This is a genomic window from Hydrogenophaga taeniospiralis CCUG 15921 (assembly GCF_001592305.1).
Classification (GTDB): Bacteria; Pseudomonadota; Gammaproteobacteria; order Burkholderiales; family Burkholderiaceae_C; genus Hydrogenophaga; species Hydrogenophaga taeniospiralis.
In genome coordinates this window covers 70,225-84,356 of record NZ_BCWR01000020.1, presented here as the reverse complement: position 1 = coordinate 84,356, position 14,132 = coordinate 70,225, and the positions used below count along the sequence as shown (strand labels likewise).

Annotated in this window: 18 protein-coding genes; 16 read left to right on the top strand and 2 right to left on the bottom strand. The window is 67.0% G+C overall.

The window, feature by feature from the left end; all coding sequences use genetic code 11:
• Window positions 1-49: 49 nt before the first annotated feature.
• Window positions 50-1,972 (top strand): type IV pili methyl-accepting chemotaxis transducer N-terminal domain-containing protein, encoded by a 1,923-nt coding sequence (locus HTA01S_RS21725; protein ID WP_068175265.1) that lies wholly within the window; start codon window positions 50-52, stop codon window positions 1,970-1,972.
• Window positions 1,969-2,676, top strand: a complete 708-nt coding sequence (locus tag HTA01S_RS21720; RefSeq protein WP_068175190.1) for a response regulator — start codon at window positions 1,969-1,971, stop codon at window positions 2,674-2,676. The genes HTA01S_RS21725 and HTA01S_RS21720 overlap by 4 nt, the downstream gene beginning before the upstream one ends.
• 27 nt (window positions 2,677-2,703) lie before the next feature.
• On the opposite strand, the gene HTA01S_RS26095 is transcribed toward HTA01S_RS21720, so the two are convergent.
• Window positions 2,704-3,423, bottom strand: coding sequence for a lytic transglycosylase domain-containing protein (locus HTA01S_RS26095; RefSeq protein ID WP_245638168.1), 720 nt, complete (start codon window positions 3,421-3,423; stop codon window positions 2,704-2,706).
• Between the two features lie 9 nt (window positions 3,424-3,432).
• Entirely contained in the window at window positions 3,433-3,837 is a 405-nt protein-coding gene (locus tag HTA01S_RS21710; protein ID WP_068175186.1) for a hypothetical protein, read from the bottom strand.
• 285 nt (window positions 3,838-4,122) lie between these two features.
• Here HTA01S_RS21710 and HTA01S_RS21705 point away from each other — a divergent pair, with 285 nt between their 5' ends.
• The 14 genes from HTA01S_RS21705 to sctN all read left to right on the top strand — a co-directional run bounded on the left by HTA01S_RS21705 (window position 4,123) and on the right by sctN (window position 14,037).
• On the top strand, window positions 4,123-4,539 hold the full coding sequence (locus HTA01S_RS21705; RefSeq protein WP_068175183.1) for a hypothetical protein: 417 nt from the start codon (window positions 4,123-4,125) through the stop codon (window positions 4,537-4,539).
• The gene (locus HTA01S_RS21700; protein WP_068175181.1) at window positions 4,539-5,735 is read left to right on the top strand and encodes a secretin N-terminal domain-containing protein; all 1,197 of its coding nucleotides are present in this window, start codon (window positions 4,539-4,541) and stop codon (window positions 5,733-5,735) included. The genes HTA01S_RS21705 and HTA01S_RS21700 overlap by 1 nt, the downstream gene beginning before the upstream one ends.
• Complete coding sequence (locus HTA01S_RS21695; RefSeq protein WP_068175179.1) at window positions 5,735-6,433, top strand: hypothetical protein; 699 nt, start codon at window positions 5,735-5,737, stop codon at window positions 6,431-6,433. Before HTA01S_RS21700 ends, HTA01S_RS21695 begins: the two co-directional genes overlap by 1 nt.
• A 15-nt stretch (window positions 6,434-6,448) precedes the next feature.
• Window positions 6,449-7,417 (top strand): HrpD5 family protein, encoded by a 969-nt coding sequence (hrpD5, locus tag HTA01S_RS21690; RefSeq protein ID WP_068175177.1) that lies wholly within the window; start codon window positions 6,449-6,451, stop codon window positions 7,415-7,417.
• Between the two features lie 56 nt (window positions 7,418-7,473).
• The gene (locus tag HTA01S_RS21685; protein ID WP_068175175.1) at window positions 7,474-7,734 is read left to right on the top strand and encodes a hypothetical protein; all 261 of its coding nucleotides are present in this window, start codon (window positions 7,474-7,476) and stop codon (window positions 7,732-7,734) included.
• Window positions 7,735-7,764: 30 nt separating this feature from the next.
• The gene (locus HTA01S_RS21680) at window positions 7,765-8,205 is read left to right on the top strand and encodes a hypothetical protein (protein WP_068175172.1); all 441 of its coding nucleotides are present in this window, start codon (window positions 7,765-7,767) and stop codon (window positions 8,203-8,205) included.
• A gap of 96 nt (window positions 8,206-8,301) precedes the next feature.
• Window positions 8,302-8,586, top strand: a complete 285-nt coding sequence (locus tag HTA01S_RS21675) for a hypothetical protein (RefSeq protein WP_157572227.1) — start codon at window positions 8,302-8,304, stop codon at window positions 8,584-8,586.
• A 101-nt stretch (window positions 8,587-8,687) separates the two neighbouring features.
• On the top strand, window positions 8,688-9,434 hold the full coding sequence (locus HTA01S_RS26190; protein ID WP_068175168.1) for a hypothetical protein: 747 nt from the start codon (window positions 8,688-8,690) through the stop codon (window positions 9,432-9,434).
• Window positions 9,435-9,538: 104 nt separating this feature from the next.
• Window positions 9,539-10,003 (top strand): HrpB1 family type III secretion system apparatus protein, encoded by a 465-nt coding sequence (locus HTA01S_RS21665; RefSeq protein WP_068175166.1) that lies wholly within the window; start codon window positions 9,539-9,541, stop codon window positions 10,001-10,003.
• 33 nt (window positions 10,004-10,036) lie between these two features.
• Window positions 10,037-10,423, top strand: coding sequence for a hypothetical protein (locus tag HTA01S_RS21660; RefSeq protein ID WP_068175164.1), 387 nt, complete (start codon window positions 10,037-10,039; stop codon window positions 10,421-10,423).
• 55 nt (window positions 10,424-10,478) lie between these two features.
• The gene (gene sctJ / locus HTA01S_RS21655) at window positions 10,479-11,273 is read left to right on the top strand and encodes a type III secretion system inner membrane ring lipoprotein SctJ (protein ID WP_068175162.1); all 795 of its coding nucleotides are present in this window, start codon (window positions 10,479-10,481) and stop codon (window positions 11,271-11,273) included.
• A gap of 9 nt (window positions 11,274-11,282) precedes the next feature.
• A complete protein-coding gene (locus HTA01S_RS21650; protein ID WP_084236440.1) occupies window positions 11,283-11,948 on the top strand; it encodes a type III secretion protein HrpB4 in 666 nt (221 codons plus the stop codon).
• Window positions 11,942-12,685, top strand: a complete 744-nt coding sequence (gene sctL, locus HTA01S_RS21645) for a type III secretion system stator protein SctL (protein ID WP_068175158.1) — start codon at window positions 11,942-11,944, stop codon at window positions 12,683-12,685. The genes HTA01S_RS21650 and sctL overlap by 7 nt, the downstream gene beginning before the upstream one ends.
• Before the next feature lie 29 nt (window positions 12,686-12,714).
• Window positions 12,715-14,037 carry a type III secretion system ATPase SctN gene (sctN, locus tag HTA01S_RS21640; protein ID WP_068175157.1) on the top strand — a complete coding sequence of 441 codons (1,323 nt, stop codon included), beginning with the start codon at window positions 12,715-12,717 and terminating at the stop codon, window positions 14,035-14,037.
• The last annotated feature ends 95 nt before the right edge of the window (window positions 14,038-14,132 follow it).

Here is a 14,132-nt window from a genome sequence, read left to right as displayed (position 1 = left end):
GCCGCGCGGGCACGATGCGCCGGGCGTCGAAAGCCGCTAACCTATGCCCATGAAATCCACCGCTTCCCTGTCGACCAAGCTGGTGCGCATCGGCGCGGGCCTACTCATCGTGGCGCTGACCTCGATCGGCTTGACCCTGTGGGTGACCTGGCAGCTCGAAGGCGGGGCCGCGGCGGTCAACGAGGCCGGGCGCATGCGCATGCAGACCTGGCGGCTGACCAGCGCGGTGCAGGCCGGGCTGCCGGCGCCCGAGGTGGCGGCGCTGGTGGCGCAGTTCGACCAGAGCCTGGGCCTGCTGCGCGCCGGCGACCCGAGCCGCCCGCTGTTCGTGCCCTGGGACGACGAGGTCGAGCGCGAGTTCGCCAACGTGGAGTCGCTCTGGCAGGTGCAGCGTGGCCTGTGGCTGCGGGACGGCCCGCTGGACGCCCAGCAGTCGATGCGCGCGGCCGAGGCCTTTGTCGCCGGCATCGACCGCTTCGTGCAGTCGATCGAAAACCACCTCTCGGGTTTCACCGCCATCCTCAACCTGTTCCAGTTCCTCATGATGGCGCTGGCCATCGCCGCAGCCGTGGTGATGCTCTACACCGGTTACCTGTACGTGATCAACCCGCTGGGGCACCTGCGCGCGGGGTTGCGCCAGCTGGAAACAGGCGACTTCGCGGTGCGGGTCAACGTGGATACCCACGACGAATTCGGCCAGGTGGCCGCCGGCTTCAATCGCATGGCCGCCACGCTGCAGTCGCTCTACGAAGGGCTGGAGAGCAAGGTGCAGGCCAAGACGCAGCGCATCGAAGCGCAGCGCGCGCGGCTGGAGGCGCTGTACGAGGTGAGCGCCTTCCTGGCCGGCGCCAACACCATCGAGGAGCTTTCGCGCGGTTTCTCGCAGCGGGTGCGCCAGGTGGTGAAGGCCGACGCGGTGGCGGTGCGCTGGTCCGACGAGGCCAACCAGCGCTACCTGATGCTGGCGTCCGACTGCTTTCCGCAGGACATGGTGGACGAAGAGCGCAGCCTGCTGGCCGGGGCCTGCGCCTGCGGCGCGCTCAAGTCCGACGCACGCACCCGGGTCATTCCCATCCACACCCACGACGACGCTCCCATGCGCCACTGCGCGCGCGCGGGCTACCAGAGCCTGGTCAGCGTGCCGGTGCGGCTGCAGCACCGGCTGATCGGCGAGATCGATCTGTTTTTCCGCAGCGAGGTCAGCCTCAACGTGGACGAGATCGGGCTGCTCGACGCGCTGGCCAGCCACCTGGCCAGCTCGCTCGAAGGCCTGCGCGCGGCCGCGCTGGAGCGCGAGGCTGCGGTGGGCGAGGAGCGCGCCCTGATCGCGCGCGAGCTGCACGACTCCATCGCCCAGTCGCTGGCGTTCCTGAAGATCCAGGTCCAGCTGCTGCGCACGGCGGTGCAGAAGCAGCAGCCGCAGCAGGTGGACGCCACGCTCGACGAGCTCGACGTGGGCCTGCGCGAGAGCATCAACGACGTGCGCGAACTGCTGGTGCATTTCCGCACCCGCACCAACACCGACGACATCGAAGCCGCGCTGCAGGAGACGTTGCAGAAGTTCCAGCACCAGACCGGCCTGCCCACGCGCCTGCAAGTGGAGGGCGACGGCCTGCCGCTGCCGGCCGACGTGCAGGTGCAGGTGCTGCACGTGCTGCAGGAGGCGCTGTCCAACGTGCGCAAGCACGCGGGCGCCAGCCATGTGAGCCTGGACGTGGTCAAGGGCGCGCAGTGGCGCTTCACGGTGCGCGACAACGGCAGCGGCTTCGACCCCCACCACACCCACGGCGCCTCGCACGTGGGTATGAAAATCATGCGCGAGCGGGCCCAGCGCATCGGCGCGGAGGTGGACGTGGTGTCCAGCGCCGGCCAGGGCACGGCGGTCACCCTGACCCTGCCGCCCTACCCGGTGACCGCCAGCCCGGTGGCCACGCTCGGCCTCAACCTCAACGAAACCGCCACCACCCCATGACCCAGACCCTCCCGCCCCGCATCCAGCTGATGCTGGTGGACGACCACTCCCTGTTTCGCCGTGGCCTCAAGGCCCTGCTGCAGCAGGACGAGCGTTTCGAGGTGGTCTGCGAGGCCGCCGATGTGGGCGAGGCGCTGCGCTGCGTGGCGCAGCAGCGGCCCGACCTGATCCTGCTCGACAACCACCTGCCCGGGGTGCGCGGGGTGGACGGCGTGGCCGCGCTGAAAGACGCGGCGCCGGGCACCCGCATCCTGATGCTCACCGTGAGCGAAAACGAAAACGACCTGGCCGCCGCGCTGCAGGCCGGGGCCGACGGCTACCTGCTCAAGACGGTGGAGTCCGACCAGCTGTGCGACGCCATCGTCAAGGTGCTCGACGGTGAGTCGGTGGTCAGCCCGGCGATGATGGGCAAGCTCTTCAGCATGTTCCGCAGCCAGCCAGCGGCGGACACCAGCCCAATGGCTGTGTCAGCCCTGGTCCCGGTGTCCGAGCCCAAGGCCGACCCTGGCATCGACAAGCTCTCGGCGCGCGAGCGCGAGATCCTGGTATTGATCGCGCGCGGCGGCAGCAACAAGCAGATCGCGCGCGACCTCGACATCGCCGAGACCACGGTCAAGATCCACGTGCAGCACATCCTGCGCAAGCTCAACCTGAGTTCGCGTGTGCAGGCAGCGGTATACGCCGCCGGGCACGGCTTGGGGTAAGGGAGCACCTCGCGCCGCGGCCAGGCGCTATCGGTCCCGGTACAGACGCAGGATCTTGCGCACGTAGTCTTGCGTTTCGCGGTACGGTGGGATGCGATTGCCATGGCGTTTGACCGCGCCTTCGCCCGCGTTGTAGGCGGCCAGCACGAGCTCCACCTGCCCATCGAACAGCCGATGCAGGTCGCGCAGGTAGCGCGTGCCCACATCGATGTTGGTGGCCGGGTCCAGCAGGTCCTGCGGCTTTTCCACCCCATAACGAGCCCCCGTGGCCGGCATGATCTGCATCAGCCCCAGGGCACCTTTGGGAGAACGCGCATGCGGCTGGTAGGCCGATTCCACATGCATGAGTGCCCCCACCAGGCGGGGGTCCAGACCCTGGCGCAAACTGGCCGCCGCCACCATGGGCCACCAAGGCGGGCGGGGAAAGTCCACCGGGGCGGGCACGGTCAGAGGGGGTGTCAGGGCCATGACGCGCGGCACGGCGCGCGCTGGCGGAGGCCGCACCGCGTCCTCCACGCCCGGCAGGATGCCGTCGGCACGCAGCACCACGGGGACGACCTCGGGCTCCGATGTTTCAAAGGCGATGCAATGGCGCACCGCACCGCCAAAGCGAACCGACAGGTCCAGCATGGTCACGCGCACGCTGCCATCGGGCATCTCGCAGCGGTAGCGCGTGGCGGCCTCACTGGGAAATGCGAGCAGGGCCGCCACGCCGGCGGCCCACACCCATGGGCGATGCTGCGCCACGGGAGGCGGTCAGTTGGTGGTGCCGCGCAGCTGCGCCAGTTCCTGTTCCGCGGCGTCGAGCAGAGCCGTCACCTCGCGTGAGGTGCCCTGGCTGTTGGACAGCAGCGTGGAGAACTCGTTGATGGCGTGTTGCAGGTCCAGCTCTTCGCCAGCGGGGGCGGCATCGGCCTGTGCGGTCGGCGTGGCGGGGGTGGCTTGGGCACCGCCGTACAGCAGCGCGTGTGCACGGTGCAGCTTCAGGGCCACGTCGCCCACCGCGCGCACGTCCTTCTCGTCCGGGTGAGCGCTGGCGACGACTTTGATGTCGGCCATCAGCTGCTGGAACCGCTCAATCTGCACCTGGACAGTGGCCTGTACCGATTGCAGCGACGTGAAGAGATCTGCGTAACCGGCGATGGTGGGGGCTGCTTGCATGGAAATGCTCCTGTGAGTGGTGACCGCGTGGCGGCCGATCAAAGACCCTGTGCACAAACCGCGGGTTTGTTCGCGTCTTCGTGCATGGCAGGCATGTTGGCAAAAGGCGCCCCCCATCGCAGGGGCGATAGCGAAGCCAGGTGCCGGCATGCGAAGCGTTGTGCGAACACCGTTTCGCCCGGCCGGAAAGCTTCGCGGTGGCGCACGCGGCTTCGCTTGCTCAGGTCGGGTCCACGCAGGGGCTTCCTACCCTTGCGAGGTCATCAACTCCTGGAGGATCTGACCATGTCCTTGTCCATCAACGGCACCAGCCCTGTGAGCTACGCGCCGTCCCCTCAACCGCAGACCGGCAGCGGCGACACGTTCTCGCAATTGCTCAACCAGTTGGCCAGCAGCTATGGCATGTCGCCGCAACAGCTGTTTGACCTCATCACGTCCGCTGCGAACCCGTCCGGCGGTGGCGGCATGTCCGGCTCGCCGGGCCTGCCCACGTCTGGCACGTCCGGTACGTCCGGCGCATCAGGCGCATCAGGCGCAAGCGGCTCAGCGGGCGGGGCCGGCAGCGATGAGCTGAAGACCGTGCTGGGGCAGTTCGCGTCCAACACCCTCAACGCCGGGAACGGCATGATGAAAGAGGCCATGGAAAAGTTCTTCCAGGAAGAAGAGCCTGACGAGGACGATCCGGATGCGGAGCCACTGTGATGAAAGCGGCTTTCGCTGGCCGCCGTCGGGCCCTGGCCGCGGCCTGTCTGGCGCTGGCCGCCTGTTGCGAGGCCGCCGAACCGGCCCGAGCGCCACGCCTGCCCCAGGCACTCGACCATGTGGCCGCGCCCATCTTCGGCGCGCGCGGCTTTGGCGCCAAACGGTTCGTCTACCGGGCTGAGAGCAAACGCCTGGCCGACGTGCTGCAAGACTTTGCCGCCAGCCAGGGACTGCCTGCCGTGATCGGCGATGGCGTGGAAGGCGTGGTCAGCGCAAGTTTTGACACCACGCCCGAGGGCTTCCTCAACGCCATCTCCAAAGCCTATGGCGTCCTCTGGTACCACGATGGCACGGCCCTGTACTTCTACCCGCCCAGCGCCATCCAGAGCCGCCTGTTCCGCCTCAAGGGCTACAGCCGCGAGGAGGTCATGGGGCTGCTGGAGTCGCTGAACCTGGGCGACAAGCGGTTCGCGCTGCGGTTTGACGACGCGCAGCACACCTTGCTCGTCTACGGGCCGCCGCGCCATGTGGAGCTGGTGACGCAGGCCCTGGAATCGCTGGATCAGGGCGCCACCGAAAGCAACGAGCGCGTGGTGCGTGTGTTTCCACTGCGCTTTGCTTCCGCGGGTGACCGTGTCCTGGGCGATGTGACGCTTCCGGGCATCTCGTCGATCCTGCGCGGCCTGTATTCGCGCACCGGCACCGAGCCAGGGGCCGGAGAAGCCCAGGGCTCGCGCCCGGTGAGCCAGAAGATCAGGGCCATGCAGTCGGTGTACGGCAGCGGCAAGATGATGCCGGATCTGCCTGCGGTGTCTCAGGAAGGCCTGCCAGCGCCGGACAAGTCGGGCACGCCGCCCAGCATGCGCACCCTGCGCAGCCCGGTCAACTTCGAGGAAGACCAGCCCGCCTTCGAAGCCGATGAAGGCACCAACTCGGTCATCGTCCAGGGCCGTTCGCACCGCATGCGTGAGTACGAAGCGCTGATTCGTCGGCTCGACCAGAAGCCGGTGCTGGTGGAGTTCGAGGTGATGATCATCGACGTGAGTGAAGACAACGTGCGCTCACTCGGGGTCGATTGGTCGTATCGAGCGGCGGGGGGGAACCGGTATTCCGTGACCTCGCCCGGTGGTCGGGACGCTCAGACCACTGAGGGGCAGGCGCTCCCGGGGGGGGGGCCTTCACCATTGGCACGGTGATGGCCGATGCGGGCCGCCAGTTGCTCATGCGCATCAATGCACTCCAGGGTGAAGGCAAGGCGCGGGTGTTGTCCAAGCCTTCGTTGCTGGGTGTGGCCAACCGGCCCGCGATGATGAAGGAAAAGCGGGTGGCCACCGTTCGCGTGGCGGGCAATCTCGACGCGCGCCTGTTCCAGATCGAAGCGGGCACGCTGATGCAGGTGACGCCGCAGGTCATCGCAGACGAAAGCGGCAACCAGATCAAGCTGTCGCTCTACATCGAGGACGGCAATTTCGAGGCCGGCCTGGTGGACCAGGTGCCCGTGGTCAAGAAGACCGAGATTCGCACCGAGGCCCATGTGCGCGAGGGCGAGAGCCTGCTGATTGGTGGCCTCATGGTGGAGTCCACCACCGTGCAGGAGTCCGGCGTGCCGGGCCTGAGCAGCGTTCCGCTGGTGGGTGGCCTCTTTCGCTGGAACGGCAACACCACGTCGCGCACGGAGCGGCTGTTCCTCATCACCCCCAAGGTCGTGGGAGGCCGCCCTGCCCCAACCCACATCAGCACGCCTGCGACGGATCCGTCACGCCTGAAGTTGTCGCTGTCCCTGCGGTCCGGCGGCGTGCCTGCGGCCAATACCGCGACCAACATGCAGGACGAATCCACCGCTCAAAGCAATGAGCGCGGGGCGCAGGTCGTCCTGCACAACAACAGCGACTGAGGGGATTCGCGAATCATGAAGCAACTTCGTGTTCTGACCGGTCGCCATGCCGGAGTGCAAATAACCTTGACTCCATCGAAGTACCGAATAGCCGCAGACGAGCAGGCAGACATCCAACTCGTTGACTGGCTGGTACAGCCCCTGGAACTTGAACTACTGGAAGAAGGCAACGTGTTGACCATCACCTCACCGCAGGCAGACATCGCAGAAGGCACGGCGCAGTCCATTGCCGACTTCGAGCCCCGCCGCTTCGGCAACGTGGTGCTGTGCGTCGGCCCCGTGGGTGTGGCATGGCCTTCGGACATGGAGCTGCTGGAGCGTCTGATGCGCCCCGTCGCGAAAGCCGCCGACCTGGTGCAGGGTGCCGCCGCCTGGAGCTGGGCCCGTGCCGCCTCGGTGCTGGCCGCGGCGGCCGCGCTGGCCACCGGCGGGGCCTTTGGCGCGGTGGCGCTGCACCACAAGCTGACCCCGAAGGTCGATGTGGTCCCCGAACCCCTGCCGAGTCAAGTGGCCCGCGCGGTGTCCGAGGTGGGCATGGAGGACGTGTCGGTCCAGGCGGTGGGCGAGCGCGTGCGGGTCGAGGGCCTGCTCAAGGACAGCGCCGAAGTGCTGCTCCTGCGCCAGCAACTGGCACGCTTCCCCTCCGAACTCATCGAGCACAAATACGCAGCGGCCTCGGAGATTGCGCAAAGCGTTTCCGATGCGCTGGACACCCCGGGACTGGTGGTGAGCTACCGCGGTCAGGGGGTGTTCGAAGTGAGCGGGCGCGCCATGTACCTGGACAAGGTTCGCGCCGCGGCCAACCGCATCGCCACCGATCTTGCGCCGCTGGTGCGAGGCATCGAGGTGGCCGCCTCCGAATCGCCGGCCCCGGACACCGTGCCCGTGGGGGCGATGTTGTCCACCGAGGGACTGAAGTATGTGCAGACGCGTGACGGTGCCAAGCACTTGTCGCTGTCGCCTGAACCGACGTGGGCCCGGTGAAGCGCGGACCGTTTATTTCCCTTGAAAAACCAACCATCCACGGAGCAATTTCGATCATGAACGAACAACTTGAGAAAACCGTATTCAACGATCTGTCTGATCTGGAGAAGTCGCTGGCCGAAGATGCCAGCGGGGAGCGTGCCCGCGCACTGCTGAGCTACTTCACCGAGGTGGCGAAGTCCGCTGAAGACATGTTGATCAGCGCAGTGTCCACCGAGCGCCAACTGATCACGCAACTGATTGAAGGCTTCCACGCCTCGCAACGCATCGTGCGCCATGTATGGGAAACGCTGCACAGCACCACGCTGGTGGTCTGAGCCCCGCCGCACACGCCCAGGAGAACCGACATGTACAACGTTTATGCCCAACAGGCCGCCGAATTCACCCCCATGGGGGTGCCTCCCGGTGGCTACCCCGAGGTCTACCGCCGCCTGATGACGGTGGGACTCCTGGGGGCGATCTATCGCTGCATGGACGACGCCGATGTGGTCAACACAGCGGTGGAAGCGACGCTCGACGACCCCGCCTTCTACCGCATGTGCCGCGCCATCGCGGTGGGCATGGGGGGGGAAGTGGGCTACGCCCGAGAACAACTGGGCAGCTATGTGGAGCAGAACCCCCACGACGACAACGCGAAGGTCGCGATGGCCGTCTCGCTGATGTTCGCAGGCGATGCCGAATGGAAGCACTGGCTCGACAACGTGATGGCCACCAGCACCGAGCAAAGCGCACGCGAAGCGGCCAACGGCGTGCTGACCTTCCTGTCGGCCATGCAGCAAGCACATTGATTTTTTTCCGGGGTGCCCGATGGTCGGGCATTCCAAACAACCCGCCACCAATCCCGGTGGTATTCAACGCGGGAAACCGCACTTTAGGAGAGCGCCATGTCTTTGTCTAATCTCAACTCCAGCAACATCGGAACGAGTTCCGGCGTCGGCATGAGTTCTGGTCTCAACATGCTGCAAAACGGCGGAGCCCAGCTCAGCGCCGCAGGCACCCAGGCTGCCGCCAAAGACGGCACCGACATGATGGGCCAGATCCAGCAGACGGCCGCCATGCAGATGAAGTTCCAGACCGAAATGGGCCTCATCCAGATGATCGTCAAGATGAACGAAGCGCTGGCCAAGATGTTCAAGGCCATCGGCGAAGCCATCAAGGGTCTGGCCTGATCGCACTTCCCCTCGAGGCGGGCTGACAGGCATCGCCAAAAGGGGCACTCGTCGTCAACTCAATCCGTCTTTTCTTCTTCTTTTTTTTCCAAGGAACCACCATGTCCATCAATGCCGTCTCCAACAACGCACAGGCATTCAACATCTCCAACAACTCTCCGGCGATGAGCGCCATCTCGACGGGGCTGGACGTCGCGTCGCAAATGACGCAACTGATGAACGCCCTGCTGATGAATCTGCTGCGCTCGGCCCAGCAAGCCAACCAAGGCATGGGCGGCCAGGGTGCCGGCCCTTCGCAACACCCTGGCATGGGTGGCCTGGGTGGCATGGGCGGTGCGGGTGGTCTGGGCGGCGCTGGCGGCGCGGGTGGCCTGGGTGGCTTGCTGGCGAGCTTCGCCGAGCTGCTGCAATCCCTGACCCCGCTGCTGAAGGCGCTGAGCGCCGGCGGCATGGGTGCCAACGGCCCTGCTTCGTCGTTGGCCAACGGTCTGGGTGGCGGCTTGGGTGGCGGCTTGGGTGCCAACCCCCTGGGCAATGCCGGCAGCCAGATCGGCTCGGCCATCGGTGGGGCCGTTGGTGGCGTACCGGGCGCGCAAGTGGGCGGTGCCGTGGGTGGGGCCGCTGGCACGTTGCTGGGCGTCGCGACCGGCGCACCGACCACGGCCACCCCGACCACCGGCATGACCACCAACGCCGTGAACACCTCGGCCGTGCTGGGCAACATGACGCCCGAAGCCGCGCGCCAGTGGGCACTGGCCAACGGTGGCAACAACATGACCAACAAGGACGTGCAGCAGGGCATGCAGCTCTACAGCATCTTCAACACCGGCAGCAACAAAGTGTTCTGAACAACGCCTGTGGAAGGCATGCGGCGGATGCGCTGCATGCCTGTCCTCAGCGGAACATGTTCCGCTGAGGACAGGTCATTTCCCTCCCAACTGGAGACCCCACGATGGATCCGTTCTTTACCCGCAAGCCCTTCATTGCAGCGCTGATCGAAGTGATCAGCTGCGCCATCTCGCACAACCGCCTGGACGATGCCGAAGCCGTGCTGGCCGGGGTGCGTGTGCTGCGACCCCGCCTCGCCGAGCTGGACACGTTCGAGGCCTGGATCGCGATCAAACGAGGTCATTGGCAGGATGCGATTCGCACCCTGCACAAGCTCGATGCCTCCGCGCAGAACTGGAGCCTGGGCAAAGCCCTGATGGCCTTTTGCCAGTTCGCGGTGGGGGATGCCGCCTGGAGCATCAGTGCCAACGAGGTGCTGGAGGGCGAATCCACGGTGGAAGCCCGCGGCCTGGTGAAGTTGCTGATGGGCCCCGGCGCGGACGATCTGGACGCCGACGCCTCCCCGGCCACGGGGTTTGCCGACTACGACCCGCGTGCCATGCATCACTCCGCGTTCCTGCGGGCCTGATCGGCCCACCACGCACCACCCCAAGGAGTCACCATGACCGTTTCAGCCATTGGCGGGGTGTCCGCCTCGCAGGTTCTGGACCAGGCCACCACCCGGCCCGAAGCCCTGAACAACCTGGCAGACCGTTTCAGTCGCATGGTGCAACAGGAGCCTGCTCCCCAGGTCCCCAACGAAACCGAGGCGGGTTCGCGCTCGGTGGTTTCGCACTTCATCCAGGCGCAGGAGGGCGTGATGCGCCAGACCTTCGACAAAGTGCGCTCGTTCTCGCTGCAGGCCCCCGCCATGAACCCCAGCGAACTGGCCTCGCGTCAGATTGAGCTGACCTACCAGCTCGCCATGGTGCAGGTGCAATTCAACGCGGGGGTCTACATCTCGCAAAGCAGCAAAAGCGGCCTGCAAACGCTGATGAAGAACCAGTGAGGGGTCGCCCCGAGTGGCGTGGCCGGTGCCTGTGCTCCTGACATGGAAAGACGACATGAACATTCGACACCACATCCTGCGTTCGCTGCACTGGGCGCTGGCCGTGTGCATGGCCCTTGCCCTCGCCGCGTGCAAGACCGATCTGTACACCAAGCAGACCGAGGCCGATGCCAACAGCATGGTCTCGGCCCTGCTGGAAAACGGCACACCCGCCACCAAGGAGTCGCCCGATGGCGGCAAGACCTGGAGCGTCAAGGTCGAGCAGGACGACGTGGTCCGTGCCCTGGCCGTGCTGCGCTCCCAAGGTTTGCCGCAGGACAAATACGTCAACCTGGGCGACATGTTCAAGAAGGAAGGCCTGATTTCCACGCCCACCGAAGAGCGCGTGCGCTTCATCCACGGCGTGTCGCAGGAACTCTCGGCCACGTTGGCGCAGATCGATGGGGTGGTGACCGCTCGCGTGCACATCGTGCTGCCCAACAACGACCCGCTGGCGCCCGAAGCCAAGCCCTCCAGCGCGTCGGTGTTTGTGAAATACCGCCCCCAGGCCAACCTCACCGCGCTGACCCCGGCCATCAAGAACATGGTGGCCCGCAGTGTGGAGGGGCTGTCCTACGCCAATGTGTCCGTCACGCTGGTGCCCGGCGCCATGGTCGCGCAGGCCCCTCCGCCGCAAACCACCTCGGTCTGGGTGTGGGTGGGTCTGGCCGCGCTGGTGCTGCTGCTCGGTGGCGTGGGCTGGGTGGTGTGGCGTCGCCCGGCCTGGTTGCCCGCTGGCCTGGCGAGCAAAGTGCCCCGGCCCCTGGCCCCATCCGCACCGCCCACGGCCAGCACCGCAACCGCCGCGTGAGGTGGCCCGATGCACGCCCTTGATGCCGTTGTCGCAAGCCCGCCTGGTGCACGTCCAGAGCCTGTTCGCCTGGCGCAACTGGCCCTGGCCTTTCAACACCGCCTGGAGCACCTGCCCCACAGCACGGACCCCAGCTGGACGGCATGGGCCGCCGTGCATTCGGCGTTGGAACCGCTGCCACCCAGCGCGGCCCGCAGGCGCGCCATGGCGTCGCTGTTTTTGCGCCGTTGTGGCCCGCTGCCCGACCTGCCCACCCTGGCCACGCCAGGTGGACGGCTGGCGTTGCTGGACCGGCATGCCCTGCTGTCGCGCCTGTGCGCCCTGGCCCTGTTGAGTCGGCCCGGCGTGATGCGCTGCTGCATTGAACGGCGCACCCGCCAGGCCATCGAGTCGGCACTGGGCCCGGCCCTGGGGGCCTTGCGCGCCGTGGCCCACGAAGGCCCGGTGGTGCCCGCGCCGGTGGCCGCGTGGATGCCCATTCAGTGGGCCTGCGTGGGCTATGCCGACCTGTGGCACGCGGGCGTGTGGTCGCACCGCAGCCTGCGCCGCATGGTTCGCCTGGCCTTGCCCGCGCGCTGGCCCGTGCCCCTGAGCGCTGTGCCCAGCCCCCATGTGTCCACACAAGACGCCCTCCGGCGCTTGAATGAACTGTATGAAGGAGAGGCCCCATGGTGATCTGGCTGCACGGACGCACGGGCGACGTGGGGGTGGAAGACGGCATCGTGCCCGCCGCCCACGTGGGCGCACTGGCCGAGTTCGACCAGTTGCGCCAGGCGCTGGAAGAACGCCATGACCACATCGTGCAGGTCGCGCACGACGAAGCCCGGGCCCTGTTGGCACAGGCCCGCCAGGAGGCGGCCCAGCTGCGCGACCACGCCCTGGCCGATGCCGAGCGGGTGCGCCAGGAGGCGTACGAAGACGGTCTTCGCAAAGCCGCGCTCGAATGGCACGAACAGCAAACGGGGCGTGTGATCGACAAGGCGCAAATGGTGCGCGGCATGCATGAGAAGCTGGCCACCATCGTCACGGCCGCGGTGGAGCGCATCGTGCACACCGAGCAGCGCCAGGGGCTCTACCAGCGCGCCTTGCGCAGTGTGCAGGGCCTGGCGCAGGGCGCCTCGGCCCTGGCACTTCGGGTGAATGCGGCCGATTACGAACACGCGCAAGCCGCCATCGGGTCGCTCGACGCCCTGCAGGTGCATGGACTGCACATCGAGGTGAAGGTGGACCCCGCCCTCAAACCCGGCGGGTGCGTGTTCGAGTCCGAAGTGGGCATCCTGGACGCCAGCCTGCACACGCAGCTGGACGGCCTGCGCGCCGCCATGGACCGTGCCGTGCGCAAAGCCCTCACCGAAGGCGAGGGCGACAGCCTGGGCCTGGGCGTGCACGAAGACGCTCACGCCACGGCTTGAACACCACCCCCAACCCACCGACACACGCCATGAGCGACATGCACCAATTCACCCAACTCATGGAAGCCGAGCTGGCCTCGGCGTCCATGGTGGGCCGCATCGGAAAGGTCACCGAAGTCATCGGCACGCTCATGCGTGTGAGCGGCCTCGACGCCCGGTTGGGCGAGCTGTGCGAGGTGATCGACGAAGACGGCACCGTGCTGCAGACCGCCGAAGTGGTGGGTTTTTCGGGGGGGCGCAGCATCCTGTCGCCGTTCGGTTCCATCCTCGGGGTGCGTGGCGGCACGCGTGTGATGGGGCTGGGCCAGGTGCTGTCCGTGCCGGTGGGCGATGCCTTGCTGGGCCGCGTCATCGACAGCCTGGGCCGCCCCATCGACGGCAAGGGACCGGTCAACACCACCGAGTCCCGCCCCGTGTTTGCACTGCCGCCCACGCCCATGGAGCGTGAAATGATCGAGCGCCCCTTGCCCACCGGGGTGAAGATCATCGACGGTCTCATCACCCTGGGCGAAGGCCAGCGCATGGGCATCTTCGCGCCAGCAGGCGTGGGCAAATCCACACTGATGGGCATGCTGGCCCGGGGCACGCAGTGCGACATCAGCGTCATCGCGCTGATCGGCGAACGCGGGCGCGAGGTGCGCGAGTTCATCGAAATCATCATGGGCGAGGAGGGCATGGCGCGCTCGGTGGTGGTGTGTGCCACGTCCGACCGCTCGTCCAGCGAACGCGCCAAGGCCGCCCACGTGGCCACCGCCGTGGCCGAGTACTACCGCGACCAGGGCCTGAAGGTGCTGCTGATGATGGACTCGCTCACGCGCTTTGCGCGCGCCCAGCGCGAGATTGGCCTGGCCGCCGGGGAACCCCCGGCACGGCGCGGTTTCCCGCCGTCGGTGTTTGCCGAAATCCCGCGCCTGCTGGAGCGGGCGGGCATGGGGGCCAAGGGCTCCATCACCGCGCTCTACACGGTGCTGTACGAGGACGAAAGCGGCAACGACCCCATTTCCGAAGAGGTGCGAGGCATCCTGGACGGGCACATGATCCTCTCGCGCAAGATCGCCGCCCGCAACCAGTACCCGGCCATCGACGTGCTGGGCAGCCTGTCGCGGGTGATGTCGCAAATCGTGCCCAAGCCCCACCAGGCTGCGGCGGGCAAGCTGCGAAAGCTCATGGCCAAGTTCGACGAGATCGAACCGCTGATGCAGATGGGCGAATACAAACCCGGCAACGACGCGCTGGCCGACGAGGCCGTGCAGAAGCAAGAGCTGATCCGCGACTTCCTCTGCCAGTCCACCGACGACCTGTGGGACTTCGAGCGCTCGGTGGGCACGCTGGTGCAGGTGGCCGAGGCCTGACGGCGACGAGTACGGCATGGACAAGGCCCCGAACTGAGCTGCCGCGATGGGTGTTTGCGCCTCCAAGCCTTCCGTCACCGAGAGCCCGGCGGCGC